The organism is Rickettsia tillamookensis (assembly GCF_016743795.2).
Classification (GTDB): Bacteria; Pseudomonadota; Alphaproteobacteria; order Rickettsiales; family Rickettsiaceae; genus Rickettsia; species Rickettsia tillamookensis.
Genome location: NZ_CP060138.2, coordinates 60468 through 79672 on the forward strand (window position 1 = coordinate 60468; position 19205 = coordinate 79672).

Below are 19205 nucleotides of genomic sequence, written 5' to 3' on the forward strand. Positions count from 1 at the left end.
TATTTTTAGGTATTTTTTAGCAAAAATTAATAAGATTTTTGCAGTAATTAGGTGTTCCTATCTCAAAAAAATCTTATGATTTACAGTAAAAAATAGATTAATTCTCTTTCCCAGAGCCTAATCATTCTCCTTATTTAAACAATAACCGATAAAACGAACGGTTTTAATAATTAAATTGTCTTTCCCTAAGGCGTCTCTAATTCTATTTATATGAACATCTATAAGGCGTTCATTAAAGGTCTCTTCACTTTCCCATAAATATTTTATTATTTCTTGACGCGAAAACACTTCATTTGGAAACTGAAAAAAAAGTCGCAAAATTTTAAACTCAGTAGGACCTAGACGAATATTCAGTCCATCTTTGTATACTTTTTCAGTATTTAAATCAATATTTATATTCTTAAATTTAATAATATTATCTTGTAAAACTGACTTAGAACGTCTCAATAAGCTCTTTAAAGTACCTACTATTTGTTCAGATAAGAAAGGTTTATAAAAAAATAGTACGTTATCGTCTATTTCTGTTAAATTTGATTGTTTGTTTGGTAATAAAAATATTATGGGTGTTTTAGAAAATTTATTAATTTTTCTAACATTATTTATTGTTATTAAAATATTTTCTTGTAATTCTGCACTAATAATCATGATAGCAAGCGGCTGACTAAAAAAATAAGTTAATGCTTTTTCTAGAGTTGAAGCCCTAATTATATTAAACCCTGCTCTCTCTATATCATTACTTAAAGAAATATTAACACTTTTTTTATTTTTTTCTTCTATAATTAAAACTTCAGGTAATAGCTTATCAAACACTGAATTAATCTCCATTAATATTTAGTAAATAATTAAAAACTTTTGTAATAATTTTCTGATTTATTAGGGTTTATAGCAAACTTTTTATAAAAAGAAACAAAGAAATAATAATTTTTTTAAAGATAATACTTGAATTTAATAGTTTTAGTTGCTATAAATAGCTTTATTTTAAAGTTTGTTTGTTGGAGATTCTTATATATCATGAGCTTTTATGAATCAGTTTTTATTATACGCCAAGACGTATCATTAAACGATATAGATAAAATCGTTGATGATTTTGCTAAAATTATTAAAGATAATAATGGCACTATCATAAAAAAAGAATATTGGGGGTTAAGAACTTTAGCTTACAAAATCGGTAATAACAAAAAAGGACATTATTATTTTTTAGGTCTAGATATTACTGGTAATGTAAAAGAAGAGCTAGAAAGAAAAATGAAGCTTAACGAAAATATCATTAGATTTCTTACAATTAAAGCAGATTCAATTAGTAGTGAACCTTCACCGATATTAAAAAATCAGAGTACAGAGAATACTCCGGTAATTGATGTAACGATTAATAATTAAATTTGTAAGAATTAAGGTTAAAGAATGTTAAAAAGTAATAATGCTAGTGAAACAGCTACTCGCAAGGTAGGAGATAAAACTGCTAAAAAAGTGTTTTTTAGAAGACGTAAAGGATGCCCTCTTTCTGTGCCTAACGCACCTGTTATTGATTATAAAAATCCTGAGCTTTTAATAAAATTTGTCTCTGAAGGCGGTAGAATGCTACCAAGCAGGATCACAAATGTTTGTGCAAAGAAACAAAGAAAGCTAAATAATGCTATTAAAATTGCAAGAATTTTAGCGTTATTACCTTTTGTATTTCAAGCTAAATAAAGGCATAATACATGGAAATTATATTAATAAAACCCGTAAGAAAATTAGGTAAAATTGGCGACATGCTCAAAGTAGCAGACGGATTTGGTCGTAATTATCTTTTACCGCAAAAATTAGCTATTAGAGCTACTGAGCCTAATAAAGAGCTAATAGTTAAACAAAAACACGAATTTGAAGCAAAAGATAAGCAAATAAGAGAAGAAGTAGAAAAAATTAATGCTCTTATTAAAGATCAAAAATTAGTTTTTATCCGTCAAACATCAGATGAAGGTAAACTTTTCGGTTCGGTTACTAACAAAGAAATAGCCGATAAATTATCTGAAAATGTATCTTATAATATCTCTCATTCAAATATTATTCTTGATAAACAAATTAAATCTACCGGAATTTATACAGTTGAAATAAGACTCCATGCGGAGCTTAATGCTATAGTTACGGTTATTGTTGCAAGATCAGAATCAGAAGCACAAGATTATTTACGCGAACAAAAGACTGAAACTTCAGAAGATTTAGCTGAGTCAGCATAAATTTTTTCTATCGTCATTGCAAACGAACGAAGTGAGTGCGGCAATCTAGTTAAAAATTCTGATTTACAGAATTTTTTTAATTATTTTTCTGGATTGCAACAATGCTTCGCTCCTCACAATGACGGTTCGGTGTCCATACAACAACGTCCCACCTATGCGGGAATAACATAATTCGTATACTACCGAATTAACTACAATATCCTTAAAAATAACTTTCAACAATACTAATATTTTTCAACCATGCTATATGAAAAATTTGAGTATAATATCAATAATCTAATAGATAATTTTGGCTTATCTAAAATAGCGATTGCAGTCTCCGGTGGGAGTGATTCGGTAGCACTTCTTTATCTTGCTAATATTTGGGCAGAAAAAAATAATATAGAATTATCTGTTATATCGGTTGATCATAACTTACGGGAACAGTCGAAGCAAGAGACCCATTATATCCAAAATATCAGTAATAGTCTAAATCGCAAGCATTATAGTTTATCTTTTGATCATCAAAATAATTTTTCCAATTTACAAGAAAGAGCAAGAGAAGGACGCTATGATTTGATGACAAATCTATGTCTAGAACTCGATATATTAGTACTTTTAACTGCTCACCATGAAGATGATTACGTAGAAAATTTTTGTTTAAGATTAGAACGTAATAGCGGTATATTTGGACTTAGTAGCAGTAATATTAATTGGTATAACAATATACAAATAATTAGACCGCTATATAATATTCCAAAAAGTGAATTAGTAGAGTATTTAGTCAGTCATAATATAAAATGGTTTGAAGATGAGTCAAATTCATCTGATAAATATAGACGAAATGTTATTAGGCAAAAATTAGCTAAAGTCGAAGATTATATTAGACATATTTCCAAACCGGCTTATAGAGAGGAATTTAAAGAAGACACGGAAGTGCTTGCCACCGCAGCGTACACGCAAGTAACGGAGGATGCGAGTCTAGGCTTGACGTCTAAATTACCTCTAGAAACGAAGTTTGGGAAGATGTCTAAAGCCGAGATAATCTTACAACAACTCAAAACCAACAAACTTATAGAAAACGAGTTTAAGCCTGAATTAATATCGGCGATAGCTGAAGCAGTCAAAATTTTTGAATATGGCTTTGCTTTTCTTGATTTAGTTAAATTTGATAAGTTTTCAAATGAGGTAAAAGTACAGCTAATTAATTTTTTACTGATAATGATTAGTGGACAATCTAGAACAGCCCGTTTTTATTCGGTAGAACCTATTCTGAAATTAATTACTCAAGACGTAAACTTTAAAAATACCCTTCATGGCTGTATAATTAAGCGTATACAAAACGAGTTACTTATATACAGGGAATTCGGTAAAAAATTGCCTGAAAGTAAAATATTACTAGATAAATCCGTTATTTGGGATAATAGATTTTGCATCACAAGAAATCAAGAAACTCCAAATTGTATTGTAACTAATCTATCGTTAGAAGATTATAAAATGATAAAGAAACAATTAGATCTAGAACCTTTGAAAAATCTATCCTGCAAAAACCACAATGCAATTTTATTTACCTTACCTATCATTAAAATACTTGAAAAAGTTATAGCAATACCACATATATCATATTATGATAACGACATGTGGAACTTTGAAGTATCTTTTGCTCCAAATTTTGTATCTCGTTTCACCCATTTTTGCTAACACCGGTATTTAGCTTTGTTGCATGGATACCAAATCGTCATTGCGAGCAGCTGTAGGCTGTGCGGCAATCCATAAAAAATTAAAAAAATGCTATAAATTAGTGTTTTTTACTGGATTGCTTCGTCAAAACTTGCAGTTTTTCCTCGTAATGATGAAAAAAACGATCCATGCAACAACGCCTCTAATACCGATAAAAATTTTTATTAGGTTTTATATCGATGAATAATCAAGGTAGAAGTATTTTAGCTTGGGCAGCACTTTTTGTTTTTGTAATATTACTTTTTAATGTTTTCCAATCTGATGGTTTACTGGGCGGAAGAAATAATATAACTTTCTCGGATTTTTTAACACGAGTTGATGAAAAGACCGTTAATTCGGTAAAAATTCAAGGTAGAGTAATTGAAGGCACTTCAAATGACGGCTCTACTTTTAACACTTATGCTCCTGATTATCCTGATTTAGTAAATCGTCTTACTAGTAATGACGTTAATATTGAAGTGATGCCTCTTGAAACAAGAATGAATACCTTTTTAGGCTTTTTAATTTCTTGGTTTCCTATGCTTTTATTGATAGGTGTTTGGGTTTTTTTCATGCGTCAAATGCATGGAGGCGGGAAAGCCATGGGGTTTGGAAAATCTAAAGCTAGGTTGCTATCAGATAAAGGACCAAAAATTACCTTTAAAGATGTAGCAGGTATCGATGAAGCAAAAGAAGAATTAACTGAAATAGTAGATTTTTTAAGAGATCCAAGTAAATTCCAAAAGCTTGGCGGTAAAATACCGAAAGGCTGCTTACTTATTGGTCCTCCTGGAACAGGTAAAACGCTTCTTGCTAAAGCAATCGCAGGTGAGGCTAATGTTCCGTTTTTTAGCATATCCGGCTCTGATTTTGTTGAAATGTTTGTAGGTGTTGGTGCAAGCCGTGTGCGTGATATGTTTGAACAAGGTAAACGTAATGCTCCTTGTATTATCTTTATCGATGAAATTGATGCGGTAGGTCGTCATAGAGGTATCGGTATGGGCGGTGGCAATGATGAACGTGAGCAAACATTAAACCAAATGTTAGTCGAAATGGACGGGTTTGAAGCAAATGAGGGAGTTGTGATTATTGCAGCTACAAACCGTCCTGATGTTCTTGATCGTGCATTGCTACGTCCCGGTAGATTTGATCGTCAAATTGCCGTTGCAAACCCTGATATAAATGGCCGTGAGCAAATTCTAAAAGTACATTTAAAGAAAATTAAATATAATAGTACGGTACTAGCACGAATTATTGCTCGTGGTACCCCGGGCTTTTCCGGTGCTGAACTTGCTAACTTAGTTAATGAAGCTGCTCTTATTGCTGCAAGGCTTGGTAAGAAAGAAGTTGATATGCACGATATGGAAGAGGCAAAAGATAAAGTGCTGATGGGAGTTGCACGTCGCTCTATTGCAATGTCGGAGAAAGAAAAAAGGTTAACTGCATATCATGAAGGAGGCCATGCCTTAGTTGGGCTTTATTGCCCTGCAGCATCGCCTATTCATAAAGCTACGATTATACCGCGCGGTAATGCTCTTGGGATGGTGCAAAGACTTCCTGAAACTGATGAATATTCTCAGAATCGTGAACAGATGGAATCATCTATAGCAGTTTATATGGCGGGAAGAGTAGCAGAGGAAATTATTTTCGGTAGAAATAAAGTTACCTCAGGAGCTTCATCGGATATAAAAGGTGCAACTAATATTGCAAGGGCGATGGTTACAAAAGCCGGTTTAAGCGATTTAATAGGACCGATATTTCACGGTTCAAGCGGCGATGATATGTATGGTAGACAACCGAGTAATGAAACCTCGGAAGCTACTGCCGAGTTAATTGATGCCGAAGTTAAAAAAATTATTACGCAAGGATATGAATTTGCAAAAGATATTTTAACAAAACATATAGATCAACTTCATACTTTAGCTAATGCTTTAATTGAATATGAGACATTGTCCGGTCAGCAAATTAAAAATTTACTTAGCGGTAGAGCTTTAGATTCAGAAGAGGAGAATAAGTTTCCTTTTAATGATTCATCTACTATAAAAATAGATAAAGAAAAATCACCTGAGAAAACAAAAACAGCTAAAGCTAAAAAAGACAATTCTAGTGTATAGTTTAATTTGTTAAATAACTTGCTTTATGTATAAGTTTATAGATTTATTTTGCGGCATCGGTGGTTTTAGAAAAGCTCTTGAGGAGAAAGGTCTAGAATGCGTGTTTTCTTCCGATATAGACAAAGATGTACAAGAAGCATACAAAAGAAATTTCGGTGATAAGCCATACGGTGATATCACTGAAATATCTGAAAATAAAATTCCTAAGCATGATATTTTATGTGCCGGTTTTCCTTGTCAGTCTTTTAGTATTTCAGGTAAAAGACTTGGTATAGATGATAATAACGGTAGGCTCTTTTATGAAATAATCAGAATAGCACAATACCACAAACCATACATATTATTACTTGAGAATGTTAAAAATATTTTAAATATTAATAATGGCAGTGTAATTGAAACTATAGATCAAAAATTAGATGAGATTGGCTATAAAGTATATAGAAATATATTGAATGCTTCATTATTTGGAGTACCGCAAGCAAGAGAAAGAGTTTATTTTGTTTGCTTACGAAAAGATTTTAGCAGCGAATATACACTTAACTACGTAAAACCAAAAGAATCTTATGAAAGGATTTTTCTTGATGATATTTTAGAAAAGGATGTTGATAAAAGCTTATATATTAATAGAGATGATATTGTTTTAGATAAAACACCGGTTGAAAAGCAATTAAAACCAATTAGAATTGGTCAAGTTAATAAAGGGGGGCAAGGTGAAAGGATTTACAGCCCTTATGGTCATTCAATAACTTTATCGGCTTTTGGTGGCGGTATCGGTGCTAGAACCGGTCTTTATTACATAAATGATAAAATTAGAAGATTATCAATTAATGAATGTAAGCATTTAATGGGGTTTCCTCAAGGTCATTATGTTGCAGATGGGTTAAAAGGTTATAGGCAATTAGGCAATTCAGTAATTCCACAAATAATAGCAAATATATATGACTCAATAAGAGCAGTTTAATGGATAATGGAAACGCATATATAGGTAAAAATGTAGAAATCCTTTTTAAAAATAGTATAAGTGAACGTATTGATATAATAGATAAAATTAAAGATATTTTTAAAATAGAAGGCGATTTTTTACACGCTATTAATACAGGAATATACGCAGAAAAAGCTGACGTCAAAATGAGCTTTAGCTGTAGCTATAATTTAGATGTTAGTATAAAAGCATATAAGCAAGCAATAGCATATAATCAGCTTACAAGAGCATCTATAAGTAATTTTTGTAAAACATTTAACTTAAATTGTTTAGATTATTTACAAAACTTGATAATTAGTAAATCAAGAAATGTTAAATCAAATTTAATTCCACTTGAAGAGCAAGAAAAAGTATTATCAATTTTTCAGCCTATTGCAGAAAAAATGGTAAAATGGTCATTCTCAAATGAAACTGCAAGAGAGTTATTAGTTTTATATCAAAGAGAAGAAAAACTAATGCGTATATATGTAATGAAAGATGTTCTAAAAGCTCTAAATTATGATATTATTTTTACAAATAAGGGTAATATTATAATAGGTAATTATATTGTAATTCAACGAAAAGGTGGCAATGGCTCTTTAAGTAAAACAATCCCTAAAGATTCAATTAGACATCCCGGTAATAACATTCAACTAAAATTAAAAATCAAAGATTTTGTTAATGGTATGAAAGATTGTGAATTAGCTAATTATTTTGTATAGTCCTAAAAACAAATTTTAAGAGAGTACTTAAATGGCAGAGTTAAGATTACCGCCAAATTCAGTAGTAAAAAAAGGAAAAGAGCATAAAGAGCACGAGGAAATGCTTAAACCTAGAAAGGTAAAAATTTATAGGTATGACCCTGACCTTGATGAGAATCCTACTATTGACAGTTTTGAGATAGATTTAAGTAAAACCGGACCAATGGTTTTAGATGCTTTAATTAAAATCAAAAATGAAATCGATTCGACTCTAACATTTAGACGTTCTTGTCGAGAAGGAATTTGTGGTAGTTGTTCCATGAATATTGACGGCACAAATACTTTAGCTTGCATAAAACCTATAGAAGATATATCGGGCGATATCAAAATCTATCCGCTTCCTCATATGAAAGTAGTGAAAGACTTAGTACCGGATATGTCGCATTTTTATGCACAATACGAATCTATAGAACCTTGGCTCAAAACCGATAGCCCTACCCCTTCAAACTCTGAAAGGTTACAGTCGATTAAAGACCGAGAAAAGCTTGACGGTTTATATGAGTGTATATTATGTGCTTGCTGTTCTACTTCCTGTCCTAGCTATTGGTGGAACGGTGATAAATATTTGGGTCCTGCGATTTTATTGCAGGCTTATCGATGGATTGCCGATTCAAGGGATGATCATACCGGCGAACGTCTTGAAGCTTTAGAAGATCCGTTCAAGCTTTATCGTTGTCATACGATTATGAACTGTACTAAGACCTGCCCGAAAGGCTTAAATCCTGCTAAAGCTATCGGTAAAATAAAAAGTTTAATTGCAGAACGTCATGGCGTATGATTCTTAATTAATTATTTTCTGTTGGCTATTTCTTAGTTCGATATCTTGTGCTTTTGCTGTTGATTGTAATAATGCCATGACACAAGGTGATATGAATTATTGTGCTGGCGAAGAATATAAGAAAGTTGATAAGAAACTAAATCAAATATATAAAGAAATATTAAAGCATATTTCAGACGAGCAAGAAAAAGTTAATTTACTTAAAAAATCCCAAAATTTATGGATTAAGTACCGAGATGCTGATTGTGAATTTCGGAGTTCTGGGGTTTATGGCGGTTCCGTATATCCAATGATACTGCTTATGTGTCTTACAGAAAAAACCGAAGAGCGTATAAAAGAATTTGAAGCCATGCTGAAATGTGAAGAAGGCGACTTAAGTTGTCCTTTTATAATCAAAACTCAAAACCTAAATTAATTCATTATTTGTAGCACTTTAAATAATGTTCCCATTTGTTTTGGGGATATTAGCCTCTCTACTTGTTTTTCTATTATCCCTGCTTGCTCCTTGCTAAGCTTATCTTGCAATGTTTGTTTGCGTAATAAGATTCCGTTTTCTATTAAAAAATCTCGTTGCGATATTGTATCTATTACATTTATTTTACTATTTTTAGCTACTGTTTTTAATGTATAAAAATCCACATGTGCCGATAAATCAGCTTCTCCAAGATTTTCAAGGATGGGGCAATATTTATGGTTTTTAACCGCTTGTAATGTTGGATTATACTGATATCTAGTTCTGTTACCCGGAGCTAGATCATAGCCGTAATCTATTATTAAGCAGCTGCCGCTTAGTTTTTTTAGATGCTGTGCTATAAATTTTATAATTTCTATTGAGTTATAAGATTCTTCAAGTACTGCTCCGTCTTTTGCTTCAATATGAGTACGCAGCAAATATTCTTGTAATTGCTTATTAACGCTTATTTTATCGTATTTAATTCTGCCGTCTACCGGTTGCACTACAAATATTCTTTCATACCATAATTCCTTGACTTTAATATATTGCTTTATCGGCATAGCATCAAAGAATTCATTAGCTATTATTATAGTAGGTTTTTTGGGTATATCTTCTACAAATGATCGATGGCTAATCGGTAAATTAATATCTTGTAAATTAGCCTTTTGATAAGCAATAAAATTTTGATTAATTTCTATTAGTTCAATTGATAAAGCTTTGTAAAATTCCGGTACTAATTTTGCAGTGCGTAGTAAATCACGCATTAATAGACCTCGACCGGGACCAAGCTCAACCAAACTAAGACTTTTTGGGCAACCGATTCTTTGCCACTCCTTGATACACCATAAGCCGATAATTTCACCGAATAGCTGCGAAATTTCAGGAGCTGTAACAAAGTCACCTTCGCTAGCCAACGATTTTACTTGCTGATAATAGGAAGTAGGATTTGATTGTAATACTTCCTGCATGAGAACATCGCAAGTAATATAGCCGTTTTGTTCAATTGATTGTCTTATTTTGGATTCGATTGACATATTAAATAACTTCCTAAAAGTAACATAGGTACAGATAAGATTTGTCCCATAGTTAAGCTATCTAAAATAAACCCGATTTGTATGTCTGGTTCTCTAAATATTTCAATAGCGATTCGGAAAAGAGCGTAAAATATTAAAAATATTCCTGAGTTTAAACCGCACTTTTTAAGAGTTTTGTGCTTAAATGTTGCATACGCTAAGATACAAAATAATACTAAACCTTCAAAAAAAGCTTCATATAATTGACTAGGATGTCTTGGCATCAAATCACTATTTGGAAAAATTATACCGAATGAAGAGTCTGTAATACGTCCGTATAATTCGCCGTTAATAAAATTAGCAATTCTGCCTAAAAACAATCCGATAGGTACTACGGGGGCTATTATATCTGTGAGACTTAAAAAATTAACTTTATATTTTCGACAAAATAAATAAGCAGCAATAATCACCCCTAAAGCTCCGCCATGGAAAGACATACCGCCTTCATAAGTTTTTAAGATATCTATTGGATTTGAAAAATATCTAGAAGGGTTATATAATAAAACAAATCCTAGCCTGCCTCCGACTATTATGCCTATAACGGCATAAGTAATGAAATCTTCTAGATTTTTTTTAGTAATTTGAGGCTTAAATTTTTCTATAATTTTGTTTGCATAGAACCAACCTAGCAAAATTCCTACTACATATGAAAGAGAATACCAAGAGACAGCAAGGGGACCTATAGAGAAAATAATTGGATTGATATTAGGAAATGTCATAATAAGTTATTTAATTCATTTAACGTCTGAGTTACGGAAAATTACGTAAGTAATTGTACGTACGCAATCCGGTTTTTTATTATTTTTATGGATTGCCACAGCCACTTCGTGGCTTCGCAATGACAGTATCTATATTTGGTTAGCAATACCAAGTTCTTTTGAGTTAAAATTATTGATAAAAATAAAATTCTTAGTAATAATAAAAAAGATTTATATTTTATAATAATAATGATAGGTAAAATATGCAATATTTAATGGATTTATATCATACCTCAAGTACTGAGTTAGTATTATTGTTTGTTATGTTAGTATCTCTTATACCGGTGATATTTCTAATTAAAAGATTAATTTTTATTCCTGTAAAAAATTATTTAACTAGACATCATTATGATGATTATGAAAGGATACTAAAAAAATCTCCTATATTTCGTTATTTATTACACACTTTATTAGCACTTTACTTTATAGGTTGGGGAAATGTTTTTCATCCTACTTCTTTTAAAGCACATGTATTACTGGGAATCAAAGATACTATAGTAATCTTATATACTAGTATATCCGTGACGATGTTATTATTAACGCTTATAGATGCTTTTGCAGATTTGTATAACAATAGGATCAAGGCCGTTACAAAAAATGCACCGCTTAGCTTATATTTTCAAATATTAAAAATTATTGTCATAGTTATTGCAGCAATGGTAACTATTTCATATATATTAAATATTTCGCTTAGTACATTCTTAACAAGTTTAGGTGCAGCCGCAGCTCTTTTAACATTTGTTTTCAAAGATACCGTTTTAGGATTACTTGCAAGCTTGCAACTAACTACTCAAGAAATTATTAATATTGGAGACTGGGTACGTATAGGCGAAATTGAAGGAACAGTTGAAAAAATTACTATTTCCGTAGTAACAATTAGGAATTTTGACCAATCTATTTCTACAGTTCCTACTTACAGTATTTTAAATTCTAATGTAACTAATTATAGAGGAATTAGTGAATCAGGAGCAAGAAGGGTAAAGAGAGTATTTAATATTAATATGGCAACTATTAACTTCTGTGATGCTACTATTTTAAAAGAACTAAAAAAATCTCCTTATATATCAAAGGATGTAATAGATAAAATAACTCTTGATAAAGAAGAGAAAGATTTAACCAACATTAAACTATTCAAATTGTATATTCAGGAATATCTAAAAAATAATCCAGCAGTTTATACCGAAGGGTTTACTTTTCTAGTAAGACAGCTTGAACCTACGATTAATGGGCTGCCTATAGAAATATATATCTTTGTTAAAGAAGTGAATTTAGTAGGTTATGAAAATATACAGGATAATATTTCTGAACATTTAATTTCTATACTTCCTGAATTTAAATTAAAAATATTTCAGAATGTAGGAGTGGTATAATATATCTGAAGTTAAATTTGCATCCAAGATGGAAGCTGCCTTTCATCTTGGATATTCACTACTTTTGAAAGAAAAGAAGTATATATACTACTTGATTATTTTCTCTAAATGCTTTAAAACTTAAAGCTTTAAAAATATGAAAATTTAAGACCTAGGAATGAATAATAATATAATTAATCTAATAGCCGCTATTATACTGTCTTTAAGTATAATTTTCGGTTGGCAATATTTTGTTGTAAAACCTGAACAAAAAAAACAGCAACAGCAAATAGCAGTGCAGAAAGCAGAAAATTTAAAGAAACAACAGTTAAAAGCTTTAGTAGAACCTGCAACTGATATTGTTGTTCAAGAAGAAAGCGGGGTACAGCGTATTAAAATAGAATCTGAATCACTCACCGGTTCTATTTCATTAAAAGGACTTAGATTTGACGATTTAATATTAAAGAAATATAAGCAAGATTTATCTAACAATAGTCCTGAAGTGAGATTATTTTCACCGGCTAATACAGAAAATGCCTATTTTGCTGAAATTGGTTTAGTTAGTAATTTATCTAGTGTAAAACTCCCTAACAACGATACTATATGGAATAGTGATAGTGAAATATTAAGCCCTGAAAAACCCGTTAATTTATTTTGGGTTAATGAAGACGGAGTTAAATTTTTAGTTACTATTACTGTCGATGAAAACTATTTATTTACTATAGAGCAAACCATCGTTAATAATAGTGATAAAGAACTTCCTGTGCAATCTTATGGTTTAATAAACCGTAAATATATTGCCGTAGAGAAAGCAGTGAATATATTACATCAAGGACCTATCGGGTGTATAGACGAGAATCTTAAAGAATATTCGTATGATGATATTAAAGATAAGAAAAGTGAAAAATTTGCAGCAAGTAAGGTTGACTGGATAGGAATTACCGATAAATATTGGTTATCTTCCTTGATTCCGGATAAATCAAGTAATTACAGCTCGAATTTTAATTATGCTCTTAAGCAAGGGACTGAAAGATATCAGGTAGATTTTATTTCACCGGTACAAATAATAAAGCCCGGCGAAAATTTTTCCATTAAAAGCAGAATTTTTGCAGGAGCAAAAAAAGTAGATTTGCTTGATAAATATGAAAAGCAATATGATATTAAATTATTTGATAGAGCTATTGATTTCGGCTGGTTTTATATAATTACCAAACCGGTTTTCTACGCCATGAATTTTTTCTATGGCTATGTCGGTAATTTCGGTGTTAGTATATTAATTGTTACGGTTATAATTAAGCTATTAATGTTTACTTTAGCCAATAAGTCTTATCGTTCGATGAAAAAAATGAAAAATTTACAGCCGGAAATCGATAGGATAAAAAATTTATACAGTGATGATAAGGCACGTTTAAATCAAGAAATAATGGCTTTATATAAAAAAGAAAAAGTAAATCCGGTAGCTGGTTGTTTACCTATACTTGTTCAAATTCCGGTATTTTTCTCTATCTATAAAGTATTGTATGTAACTATTGAAATGCGGCAAGCACCGTTTTACGGCTGGATTAAAGACTTATCTGCCCCTGATCCTACTACTATTTTTAATTTATTCGGCTTATTACCGTTCTCGCCTCCATCATTTTTAATGATTGGAGCATGGCCTATTTTAATGGCTATTACTATGTTCTTACAGCAAAAAATGAGTCCTGAACCTGCAGATCCGATGCAAGCTCAAGTAATGAAATTTATGCCGCTAATTTTTTTATTTATGTTTAGTAGTTTTCCTGTGGGACTTTTAATATATTGGTCTTGGAATAATATTCTATCCATAATTCAACAATATTATATTAATAAATTTAATTAATTAATGAGAATAGATAAAAATTTACCTAATTATCTAACTATTGCTCGAATAATGGTAATTCCGGTTATTATACTGGCATTTTATATAAATAATTCACTTGCACGTAAACTTGGAGCATTATTATTTGTTTTAGCTAGTATTACGGATTTTTTTGACGGTTATATTGCAAGAAAATATAATTTAGTTACGAGCTTTGGCAAGATGTTTGACCCTATAGCAGATAAGCTACTAGTAGGTTGCGTTATTATAATGCTACTAAAAAAAGATAACGTAGATGAGATACCTTGTCTATTAATTTTAGCACGAGAATTTTTAGTTAGCGGTCTTCGGGAGTTTTTAGCTCTAGTAAAGGTTAGTGTGCCTGTATCGAGACTCGCCAAGGTAAAAACGTTCTTACAAATGTTTGCCCTATCTATATTAATACTAGGCTCAAAAGGTTCAGGAATTATTTATTTAGATATAGTAGGGGAAATAATTTTATGGATTGCCGCTTTTTTAACAATCATTACAGGTTATTCTTATTTTAAAGCATGTAAGAAATATTTTTAAATAGGAGAATTTTATGATATATGTAAAATATATAATTTTAGGGTTTATTATGGTGTCTAGTTTAAGTCTTTAATATTTTTAAATAGGAGAATTTTATGATATATGTAAAATATATAATTTTAGGGTTTATTATGGTGTCTAGTTTAAGTCTTTACGCTGCTAACAATGATATAATTGCCGATAAGGAAATTATAAAAATAGAAGTAAGTAAAGAGCATTTAAAAACATTAAACGAAGCTTCAACGCTTTTAATTAGTTGTGTAGATTTCAGGCTAATAGATGAAACTGATAAATTAATGAAACAGTTAGGATTAGAAGATAATTTTGATAAAGTATCACTGCCTGGTGCATCACTAGCCCTTGTTAATGAAAGATATACTTATTGGGGGAAGACAATAGAAGATACGATAGGAATTTTACAACAGTTACATAATATTAAGCAAATTGTGTTCCTTGACCATAGAGATTGTGGAGCTTATAAGATGCTTATAGGTCAGGAACAGCTAAACACCAAGGAAAAAGAAACGGCAGAACATACAATAATCTTAAATAAAGCACGTAGCCTAATCAAAGAAAAATTCCCACAGTTAAAAGTTTATACTTTCTTAATGGGTGTTGACGGTGTAGTAGAGCAGATTTATGAAAAAACCATTCCTAACTAAAAGCAGTTTTATGGCATGGGTACCTAATCGTCATGAGCTACGCGACCGTAGGGAGTGCGGCAATCTCATGAAATAATCCCAAATTCCTGAGATTGCTTCGTCAATTACTTCGTAATTTTCCTCGCAATGACATTGAAAATGATCCATGCGGACAACCCCAAGAAAATAATTTATTTTGTATCTGTATCCTTATTATCTTTAGAATTAGCGGTATTATTTGGAGAGTCGTCTTTTGTAGGTAGTTTAGAGATGGATAGTTTTTGTTTATATTTTTGCTGCTCTGCTAAGAAATTTTGAGCCTCTTTGGAAAGGCTGTTATATAGTTCGCGTTTCTTCTTATTAATATCGACTATTTTTACTCTATATTCTTGTATTTCCTTGCGTACTTCCGGTTTGATAGTACCGGCGTAAGCAGAAAAATCATCTATAATTTTTTGTGTTGTAACATCATTAGCTTTTGCACCGTCTTTTTTAGAGTCGTCAGAAGTTATACTATCTGCAAAGCAGCTTGTACTAAGTAAAATAGCTATTCCAAATATTATTTTTTTTATCATATAAACCTTAAGCCTTATTCTTAATAAGTAGACCATTTTTAAGTCTAATAGTCAATGTAAAATATCCCTATTTTCTACTTGTGTTTTATTACCTAGTTAGTATAACTATACTAACGGTTGGACACAATAAAGTATGATAACAAAAAATATACAATATTACGATAATAATGCACAATTATTTTATGATAGAACGATTAATGCGGATTTATCCGATAATTATAAAAAATTCATAAGCTATTTACCTAAAAATGCTCACATTTTAGATGCAGGTTGCGGAGTCGGGCGTGATACAAAATATTTTTTAAGCCAAAGATATCAAGTTACTGCTTTTGACGGTTCAACCGAAATGGTCAGATTAGCATCAAAAGAAACCGGAATAAATGTACTGCACTCAACTTTTCAAGATATGAATTTTAAGGAGTTATTTGATGGTGTTTGGGCTCAAGCAACTCTCCTTCATGTACCTTATGATGAAACAAAAGATGTTTATAAAAAAATTCACGCTGCATTAAAGCCGGAAGGAATTTTTTATGCTTCTTACGGATATGGTTCAGATATTATACAAAATGATGATCGCGATTTTTACAATATGAATGAGGATACAATAAAACTTTATTTTAATGGGCTTTTTGAGGTAGTTAAAATATGGACGGAAAAGAGTAAGAGATTCTCTCCAAGTAAGGAAGCATTATGGTTAAATTTCATTGTCAAAAAAAGTAAAAACTATGATTAGATTAGTTTACTTATTTCTTGCTTTAATACTCAGTTTTAAAATATATGCAATAGAACATAAGGGTTTAACTTATAATCGTTATGAAAAAGATAAGCATGTGATTCATGTATTAACTATTGATCCTAAGAATTTTGGGCTAAAACTAGTTAAAGCTCATAATCAGGTTATAGGCAGAGAAACAGTAGATGCTATAGCACGCCGCACTAATGCAGTTGCTGCTATTAATGCCGGATTCTTTGAGATTGCTGGTAGCGATGACGGTAGACCAAGCCTTACTTTAATGATTGACGGTAAACTATTTGGGCTTAGAAATAAGATGCAGAGCTTATTAATTATAGATCAAAATAATATTCAAATTACCAAAGCTAACGCAAAAATTTTAGTAGAAATAGGGGATAAGTCGATTATTCCAAATCAAGTTAATTATTTTTCAAATCCAAAGGATGTTACTTTCTATAATGATGTTTGGGCGTCTACTACATTAACGCCGTATACTAATAAAGAAATCTTGATTGACCAGAACTTTGTTGTTACTGAAATAAGTAAGCATGGGGATAATCAAATTCCGCAAAAAGGTTTTGTATTATCTTTTCCACAAGAATCAAGCTTGCCGGCAGTAAATACAAATGATTCTGTAAAACTGAATTTAGAATTTATCGATAAAGACGGTAAATCTATGAATTTAAGTAAAAATGCTTCAGTAGTAACTGGTATTCCCTTGTTGGTTCAAAACGGTAAAAATGTTATAGATAATCCAAAGCAAAATGATCCGGCTCATGCTCGTACCGCTCTAGGAGTGCGTAATGACGGTACTATAGTGATAGTTGTAGTAGAACAGATATATAAACAGCATATAAAAGACATTAAGCTTGAACAAGTTAGATCAATTCTACAAAAAGAAAAAGGTGTAGTTTTTGAGAAATTAACGCTACCTGAAGCTTTAAAAATTCTAGAAAAACATCTCGTTAATGATACAGTGATAGGGCTAACTAAGCTCGAGCTTGCAGAATATATGTTAAGCCTTGGATGTGAATCGGCAATCAATTTAGACGGCGGCGGTTCTTCTACGTTATTTATGGACGGAAAAATTATAAATAATGTTACAGGCGACGAAGATGAAGCTTTAGGAGAACATACAATACGCCCCGTATCCGATGCCATAGTCATTATACCAAATTAATATAGATTGAATTTATGTTACGTTTTCTGATTGTAGTTATAAGCTTACTTTTATCACAGACAGTGTTAGCAAGAGAATGCTCTATGCCAAAGGAGTGGCAAAAACTTTGCCCTATTTTAGAATCACGAGTAGAGCAAACTATTAAGAAAATGAAATTACAAGAATCGAATGCAGAAATTTTAGAGCAATTTTTAAATTCTACCGATTATAATTTTGTATATTTACCTATTTTACAAAATGACTTGCCAAAAACTACCTTGGAGTTATTAATAGCTATCAATGAAAGGGGTTTAGATATAAAAAAAGCTGATTTAATGGCAAAATATCTACAGGAGTTAGTAGGGTTTTATAATTTTCAAAATGTTACAGCGTTTGACAATAATACTTCTCACATTATAGGAAGACAGTGGCATGAGATTGATTATTCCGGTGAAAATATGACATGGCAAAATCAAAAAACAAAATATGCTCGTTACGATATAACAGATTTCAAATCTGTAGATTGCCTGAAAAAGTTTTTTAAAGTGGAATCAAAACTGCCATATTTTACCAAAATATATAAGCCTAGATATTAAAGAAACAGGCGTTGTTGCATGAATCGGTAAAACCTACTCGATGTCGTTCTCGCCTACGTAGGAAGGTATTGTCAGCGTGGATTGGTTTTCCGTCATTGCGAGAAGAATTACGTAGTAATTCGACGAAGCAATCCAGTTAAAAATTCTGTAAATCAGAATTTTTTTATTATTTTTTCTGGATTGCCACGTCGCTTCGCTCCTCGCAAGGCATTGTTGCGTGGACCGGTAAAACCCACTGTGTCACCCCGTGGCTTGACCACGGGGTCCAGAAAAACAATAAAAAATACTAATAATATTAGTATTTTTAACTGGATTCCGTGAATAAATCACGGAATGACAGCGGTGGAATTGATCCACGCAACAATGCCTCCTCGCAATGACGGAAAAGCGGGTCAACGTAACAATGCTACTTGGGAATGACATTGCAACCTTAAACTTAAGAATAACAAGTTTACTGAATATCATAAAAAGCTATTATTTCTCCGTCTTTGCTTCCTAATGTATTAACTCGGTCGTCTAAATCACGGGGTAAATCTATTGTGATAGATGTATTTGATAAATTTTCATATATTAATCTAGCATCTACTATTACTACCTTACTATCAGGTTCTAACAGTAATTTTTTATTGATTTTGGTGTTAATATGATCAATTTTAATACTTGTGCCTTCTGAAACTTTAATTGTTTCATTCTCTTGAAGCTCTTCTTCCAAGGTAGCAGAATTATTTATTATATCATTTCCTTCACTAATTGGTTTTGTAAACCCTAGCATATGCGTCATGCCTGGTTCACTATGTTTGGTAAAACTAGTAACTCTAAAATCAAAATAGTCAGAAATAGGACCTCCAACTATTGCTGCACCACCAACAAGTGAAAACGAACCATCATTATTTCCAGTTCCATCATTATCTATAGTTCTCATATCTTTT

At 31.5% G+C, this 19205-nt stretch carries 21 protein-coding genes; 16 read left to right on the plus strand and 5 right to left on the minus strand.

What is annotated here, in order from left to right:
• Positions 1–117: 117 nt before the first annotated feature.
• Entirely contained in the window at positions 118–810 is a 693-nt protein-coding gene (locus tag H6P87_RS00315) for a winged helix-turn-helix domain-containing protein (RefSeq protein WP_246437943.1), read from the minus strand.
• A gap of 201 nt (positions 811–1011) precedes the next feature.
• Between H6P87_RS00315 and rpsF the strand changes: the two genes are divergently transcribed.
• From rpsF to H6P87_RS00360, 9 genes are all read left to right on the plus strand, one after another.
• The gene (gene rpsF / locus H6P87_RS00320; RefSeq protein WP_037214204.1) at positions 1012–1377 is read left to right on the plus strand and encodes a 30S ribosomal protein S6; all 366 of its coding nucleotides are present in this window, start codon (positions 1012–1014) and stop codon (positions 1375–1377) included.
• Positions 1378–1401: 24 nt separating this feature from the next.
• The gene (gene rpsR / locus H6P87_RS00325; protein ID WP_010420625.1) at positions 1402–1689 is read left to right on the plus strand and encodes a 30S ribosomal protein S18; all 288 of its coding nucleotides are present in this window, start codon (positions 1402–1404) and stop codon (positions 1687–1689) included.
• Between the two features lie 11 nt (positions 1690–1700).
• Entirely contained in the window at positions 1701–2216 is a 516-nt protein-coding gene (rplI, locus tag H6P87_RS00330) for a 50S ribosomal protein L9 (RefSeq protein ID WP_202069570.1), read from the plus strand.
• Positions 2217–2456: 240 nt separating this feature from the next.
• Positions 2457–3896 carry a tRNA lysidine(34) synthetase TilS gene (gene tilS, locus H6P87_RS00335; RefSeq protein WP_202069571.1) on the plus strand — a complete coding sequence of 480 codons (1440 nt, stop codon included), beginning with the start codon at positions 2457–2459 and terminating at the stop codon, positions 3894–3896.
• Positions 3897–4114: 218 nt separating this feature from the next.
• Positions 4115–6028 carry an ATP-dependent zinc metalloprotease FtsH gene (gene ftsH, locus H6P87_RS00340; RefSeq protein ID WP_202069572.1) on the plus strand — a complete coding sequence of 638 codons (1914 nt, stop codon included), beginning with the start codon at positions 4115–4117 and terminating at the stop codon, positions 6026–6028.
• A 25-nt stretch (positions 6029–6053) separates the two neighbouring features.
• Positions 6054–6989 (plus strand): DNA cytosine methyltransferase, encoded by a 936-nt coding sequence (locus H6P87_RS00345; RefSeq protein ID WP_202069573.1) that lies wholly within the window; start codon positions 6054–6056, stop codon positions 6987–6989.
• The gene (locus H6P87_RS00350) at positions 6989–7711 is read left to right on the plus strand and encodes a PDDEXK family nuclease (protein WP_202069574.1); all 723 of its coding nucleotides are present in this window, start codon (positions 6989–6991) and stop codon (positions 7709–7711) included. Before H6P87_RS00345 ends, H6P87_RS00350 begins: the two co-directional genes overlap by 1 nt.
• A 31-nt stretch (positions 7712–7742) precedes the next feature.
• The gene (locus tag H6P87_RS00355; protein WP_202069575.1) at positions 7743–8528 is read left to right on the plus strand and encodes a succinate dehydrogenase iron-sulfur subunit; all 786 of its coding nucleotides are present in this window, start codon (positions 7743–7745) and stop codon (positions 8526–8528) included.
• 76 nt (positions 8529–8604) lie between these two features.
• Positions 8605–8943 carry a lysozyme inhibitor LprI family protein gene (locus tag H6P87_RS00360; protein WP_202069576.1) on the plus strand — a complete coding sequence of 113 codons (339 nt, stop codon included), beginning with the start codon at positions 8605–8607 and terminating at the stop codon, positions 8941–8943.
• Here the strand turns inward: H6P87_RS00360 and H6P87_RS00365 are convergent.
• Both H6P87_RS00365 and lgt read right to left on the minus strand, forming a co-directional pair.
• Complete coding sequence (locus H6P87_RS00365; protein WP_202069577.1) at positions 8940–10016, minus strand: class I SAM-dependent methyltransferase; 1077 nt, start codon at positions 10014–10016, stop codon at positions 8940–8942. The two genes, H6P87_RS00360 and H6P87_RS00365, sit on opposite strands and share 4 nt — an antisense overlap.
• Complete coding sequence (gene lgt, locus H6P87_RS00370; protein WP_202069578.1) at positions 9995–10774, minus strand: prolipoprotein diacylglyceryl transferase; 780 nt, start codon at positions 10772–10774, stop codon at positions 9995–9997. Before lgt ends, H6P87_RS00365 begins: the two co-directional genes overlap by 22 nt.
• Before the next feature lie 242 nt (positions 10775–11016).
• On the opposite strand from lgt, the gene H6P87_RS00375 reads away from it, so the two are divergent.
• The 4 genes from H6P87_RS00375 (at position 11017) to H6P87_RS00390 (ending at position 15234) form a co-directional block, all read left to right on the plus strand.
• The gene (locus tag H6P87_RS00375) at positions 11017–12183 is read left to right on the plus strand and encodes a mechanosensitive ion channel family protein (protein WP_202069579.1); all 1167 of its coding nucleotides are present in this window, start codon (positions 11017–11019) and stop codon (positions 12181–12183) included.
• A 157-nt stretch (positions 12184–12340) separates the two neighbouring features.
• The gene (gene yidC / locus H6P87_RS00380; RefSeq protein ID WP_202069580.1) at positions 12341–14023 is read left to right on the plus strand and encodes a membrane protein insertase YidC; all 1683 of its coding nucleotides are present in this window, start codon (positions 12341–12343) and stop codon (positions 14021–14023) included.
• Positions 14024–14026: 3 nt separating this feature from the next.
• Positions 14027–14572 (plus strand): CDP-diacylglycerol--glycerol-3-phosphate 3-phosphatidyltransferase, encoded by a 546-nt coding sequence (gene pgsA, locus H6P87_RS00385; protein ID WP_202069581.1) that lies wholly within the window; start codon positions 14027–14029, stop codon positions 14570–14572.
• A 95-nt stretch (positions 14573–14667) separates the two neighbouring features.
• Positions 14668–15234 carry a carbonic anhydrase gene (locus tag H6P87_RS00390; protein ID WP_338050459.1) on the plus strand — a complete coding sequence of 189 codons (567 nt, stop codon included), beginning with the start codon at positions 14668–14670 and terminating at the stop codon, positions 15232–15234.
• 170 nt (positions 15235–15404) lie between these two features.
• Here H6P87_RS00390 and H6P87_RS00395 read toward each other — a convergent pair whose 3' ends face one another.
• Positions 15405–15788, minus strand: coding sequence for a hypothetical protein (locus tag H6P87_RS00395; protein WP_202069582.1), 384 nt, complete (start codon positions 15786–15788; stop codon positions 15405–15407).
• A 133-nt stretch (positions 15789–15921) separates the two neighbouring features.
• Between H6P87_RS00395 and H6P87_RS00400 the strand changes: the two genes are divergently transcribed.
• The 3 genes from H6P87_RS00400 (at position 15922) to H6P87_RS00410 (ending at position 18276) form a co-directional block, all read left to right on the plus strand.
• A complete protein-coding gene (locus tag H6P87_RS00400; RefSeq protein ID WP_202069583.1) occupies positions 15922–16521 on the plus strand; it encodes a class I SAM-dependent methyltransferase in 600 nt (199 codons plus the stop codon).
• Positions 16522–16837: 316 nt separating this feature from the next.
• Positions 16838–17701, plus strand: coding sequence for a phosphodiester glycosidase family protein (locus tag H6P87_RS00405; protein WP_338050472.1), 864 nt, complete (start codon positions 16838–16840; stop codon positions 17699–17701).
• A gap of 14 nt (positions 17702–17715) precedes the next feature.
• Positions 17716–18276 carry a hypothetical protein gene (locus tag H6P87_RS00410; protein ID WP_202069585.1) on the plus strand — a complete coding sequence of 187 codons (561 nt, stop codon included), beginning with the start codon at positions 17716–17718 and terminating at the stop codon, positions 18274–18276.
• Between the two features lie 451 nt (positions 18277–18727).
• Here the strand turns inward: H6P87_RS00410 and H6P87_RS00415 are convergent, their stop codons facing one another.
• Positions 18728–19198: a hypothetical protein gene (locus H6P87_RS00415; protein ID WP_202069586.1), complete on the minus strand. Its 471-nt coding sequence runs from the start codon at positions 19196–19198 to the stop codon at positions 18728–18730.
• Between the last annotated feature and the right edge of the window lie 7 nt (positions 19199–19205).

Bases quoted from the DNA above. Each gene is read 5' to 3' on its own strand.
- rpsF (WP_037214204.1), top strand. From the start codon at position 1,012: ATGAGCTTTTATGAATCAGTTTTTATTATACGCCAAGACGTATCATTA.
- rpsR (WP_010420625.1), top strand. From the start codon at position 1,402: ATGTTAAAAAGTAATAATGCTAGTGAAACAGCTACTCGCAAGGTAGGA.
- rplI (WP_202069570.1), top strand. From the start codon at position 1,701: ATGGAAATTATATTAATAAAACCCGTAAGAAAATTAGGTAAAATTGGC.
- tilS (WP_202069571.1), top strand. From the start codon at position 2,457: ATGCTATATGAAAAATTTGAGTATAATATCAATAATCTAATAGATAAT.
- ftsH (WP_202069572.1), top strand. From the start codon at position 4,115: ATGAATAATCAAGGTAGAAGTATTTTAGCTTGGGCAGCACTTTTTGTT.
- H6P87_RS00345 (WP_202069573.1), top strand. From the start codon at position 6,054: ATGTATAAGTTTATAGATTTATTTTGCGGCATCGGTGGTTTTAGAAAA.
- H6P87_RS00350 (WP_202069574.1), top strand. From the start codon at position 6,989: ATGGATAATGGAAACGCATATATAGGTAAAAATGTAGAAATCCTTTTT.
- H6P87_RS00355 (WP_202069575.1), top strand. From the start codon at position 7,743: ATGGCAGAGTTAAGATTACCGCCAAATTCAGTAGTAAAAAAAGGAAAA.
- H6P87_RS00360 (WP_202069576.1), top strand. From the start codon at position 8,605: ATGACACAAGGTGATATGAATTATTGTGCTGGCGAAGAATATAAGAAA.
- H6P87_RS00365 (WP_202069577.1), bottom strand. From the start codon at position 10,016: ATGTCAATCGAATCCAAAATAAGACAATCAATTGAACAAAACGGCTAT.
- lgt (WP_202069578.1), bottom strand. From the start codon at position 10,774: ATGACATTTCCTAATATCAATCCAATTATTTTCTCTATAGGTCCCCTT.
- H6P87_RS00375 (WP_202069579.1), top strand. From the start codon at position 11,017: ATGCAATATTTAATGGATTTATATCATACCTCAAGTACTGAGTTAGTA.
- yidC (WP_202069580.1), top strand. From the start codon at position 12,341: ATGAATAATAATATAATTAATCTAATAGCCGCTATTATACTGTCTTTA.
- pgsA (WP_202069581.1), top strand. From the start codon at position 14,027: ATGAGAATAGATAAAAATTTACCTAATTATCTAACTATTGCTCGAATA.
- H6P87_RS00390 (WP_338050459.1), top strand. From the start codon at position 14,668: ATGATATATGTAAAATATATAATTTTAGGGTTTATTATGGTGTCTAGT.
- H6P87_RS00395 (WP_202069582.1), bottom strand. From the start codon at position 15,788: ATGATAAAAAAAATAATATTTGGAATAGCTATTTTACTTAGTACAAGC.
- H6P87_RS00400 (WP_202069583.1), top strand. From the start codon at position 15,922: ATGATAACAAAAAATATACAATATTACGATAATAATGCACAATTATTT.
- H6P87_RS00405 (WP_338050472.1), top strand. From the start codon at position 16,838: ATGCAGAGCTTATTAATTATAGATCAAAATAATATTCAAATTACCAAA.
- H6P87_RS00410 (WP_202069585.1), top strand. From the start codon at position 17,716: ATGTTACGTTTTCTGATTGTAGTTATAAGCTTACTTTTATCACAGACA.
- H6P87_RS00415 (WP_202069586.1), bottom strand. From the start codon at position 19,198: ATGAGAACTATAGATAATGATGGAACTGGAAATAATGATGGTTCGTTT.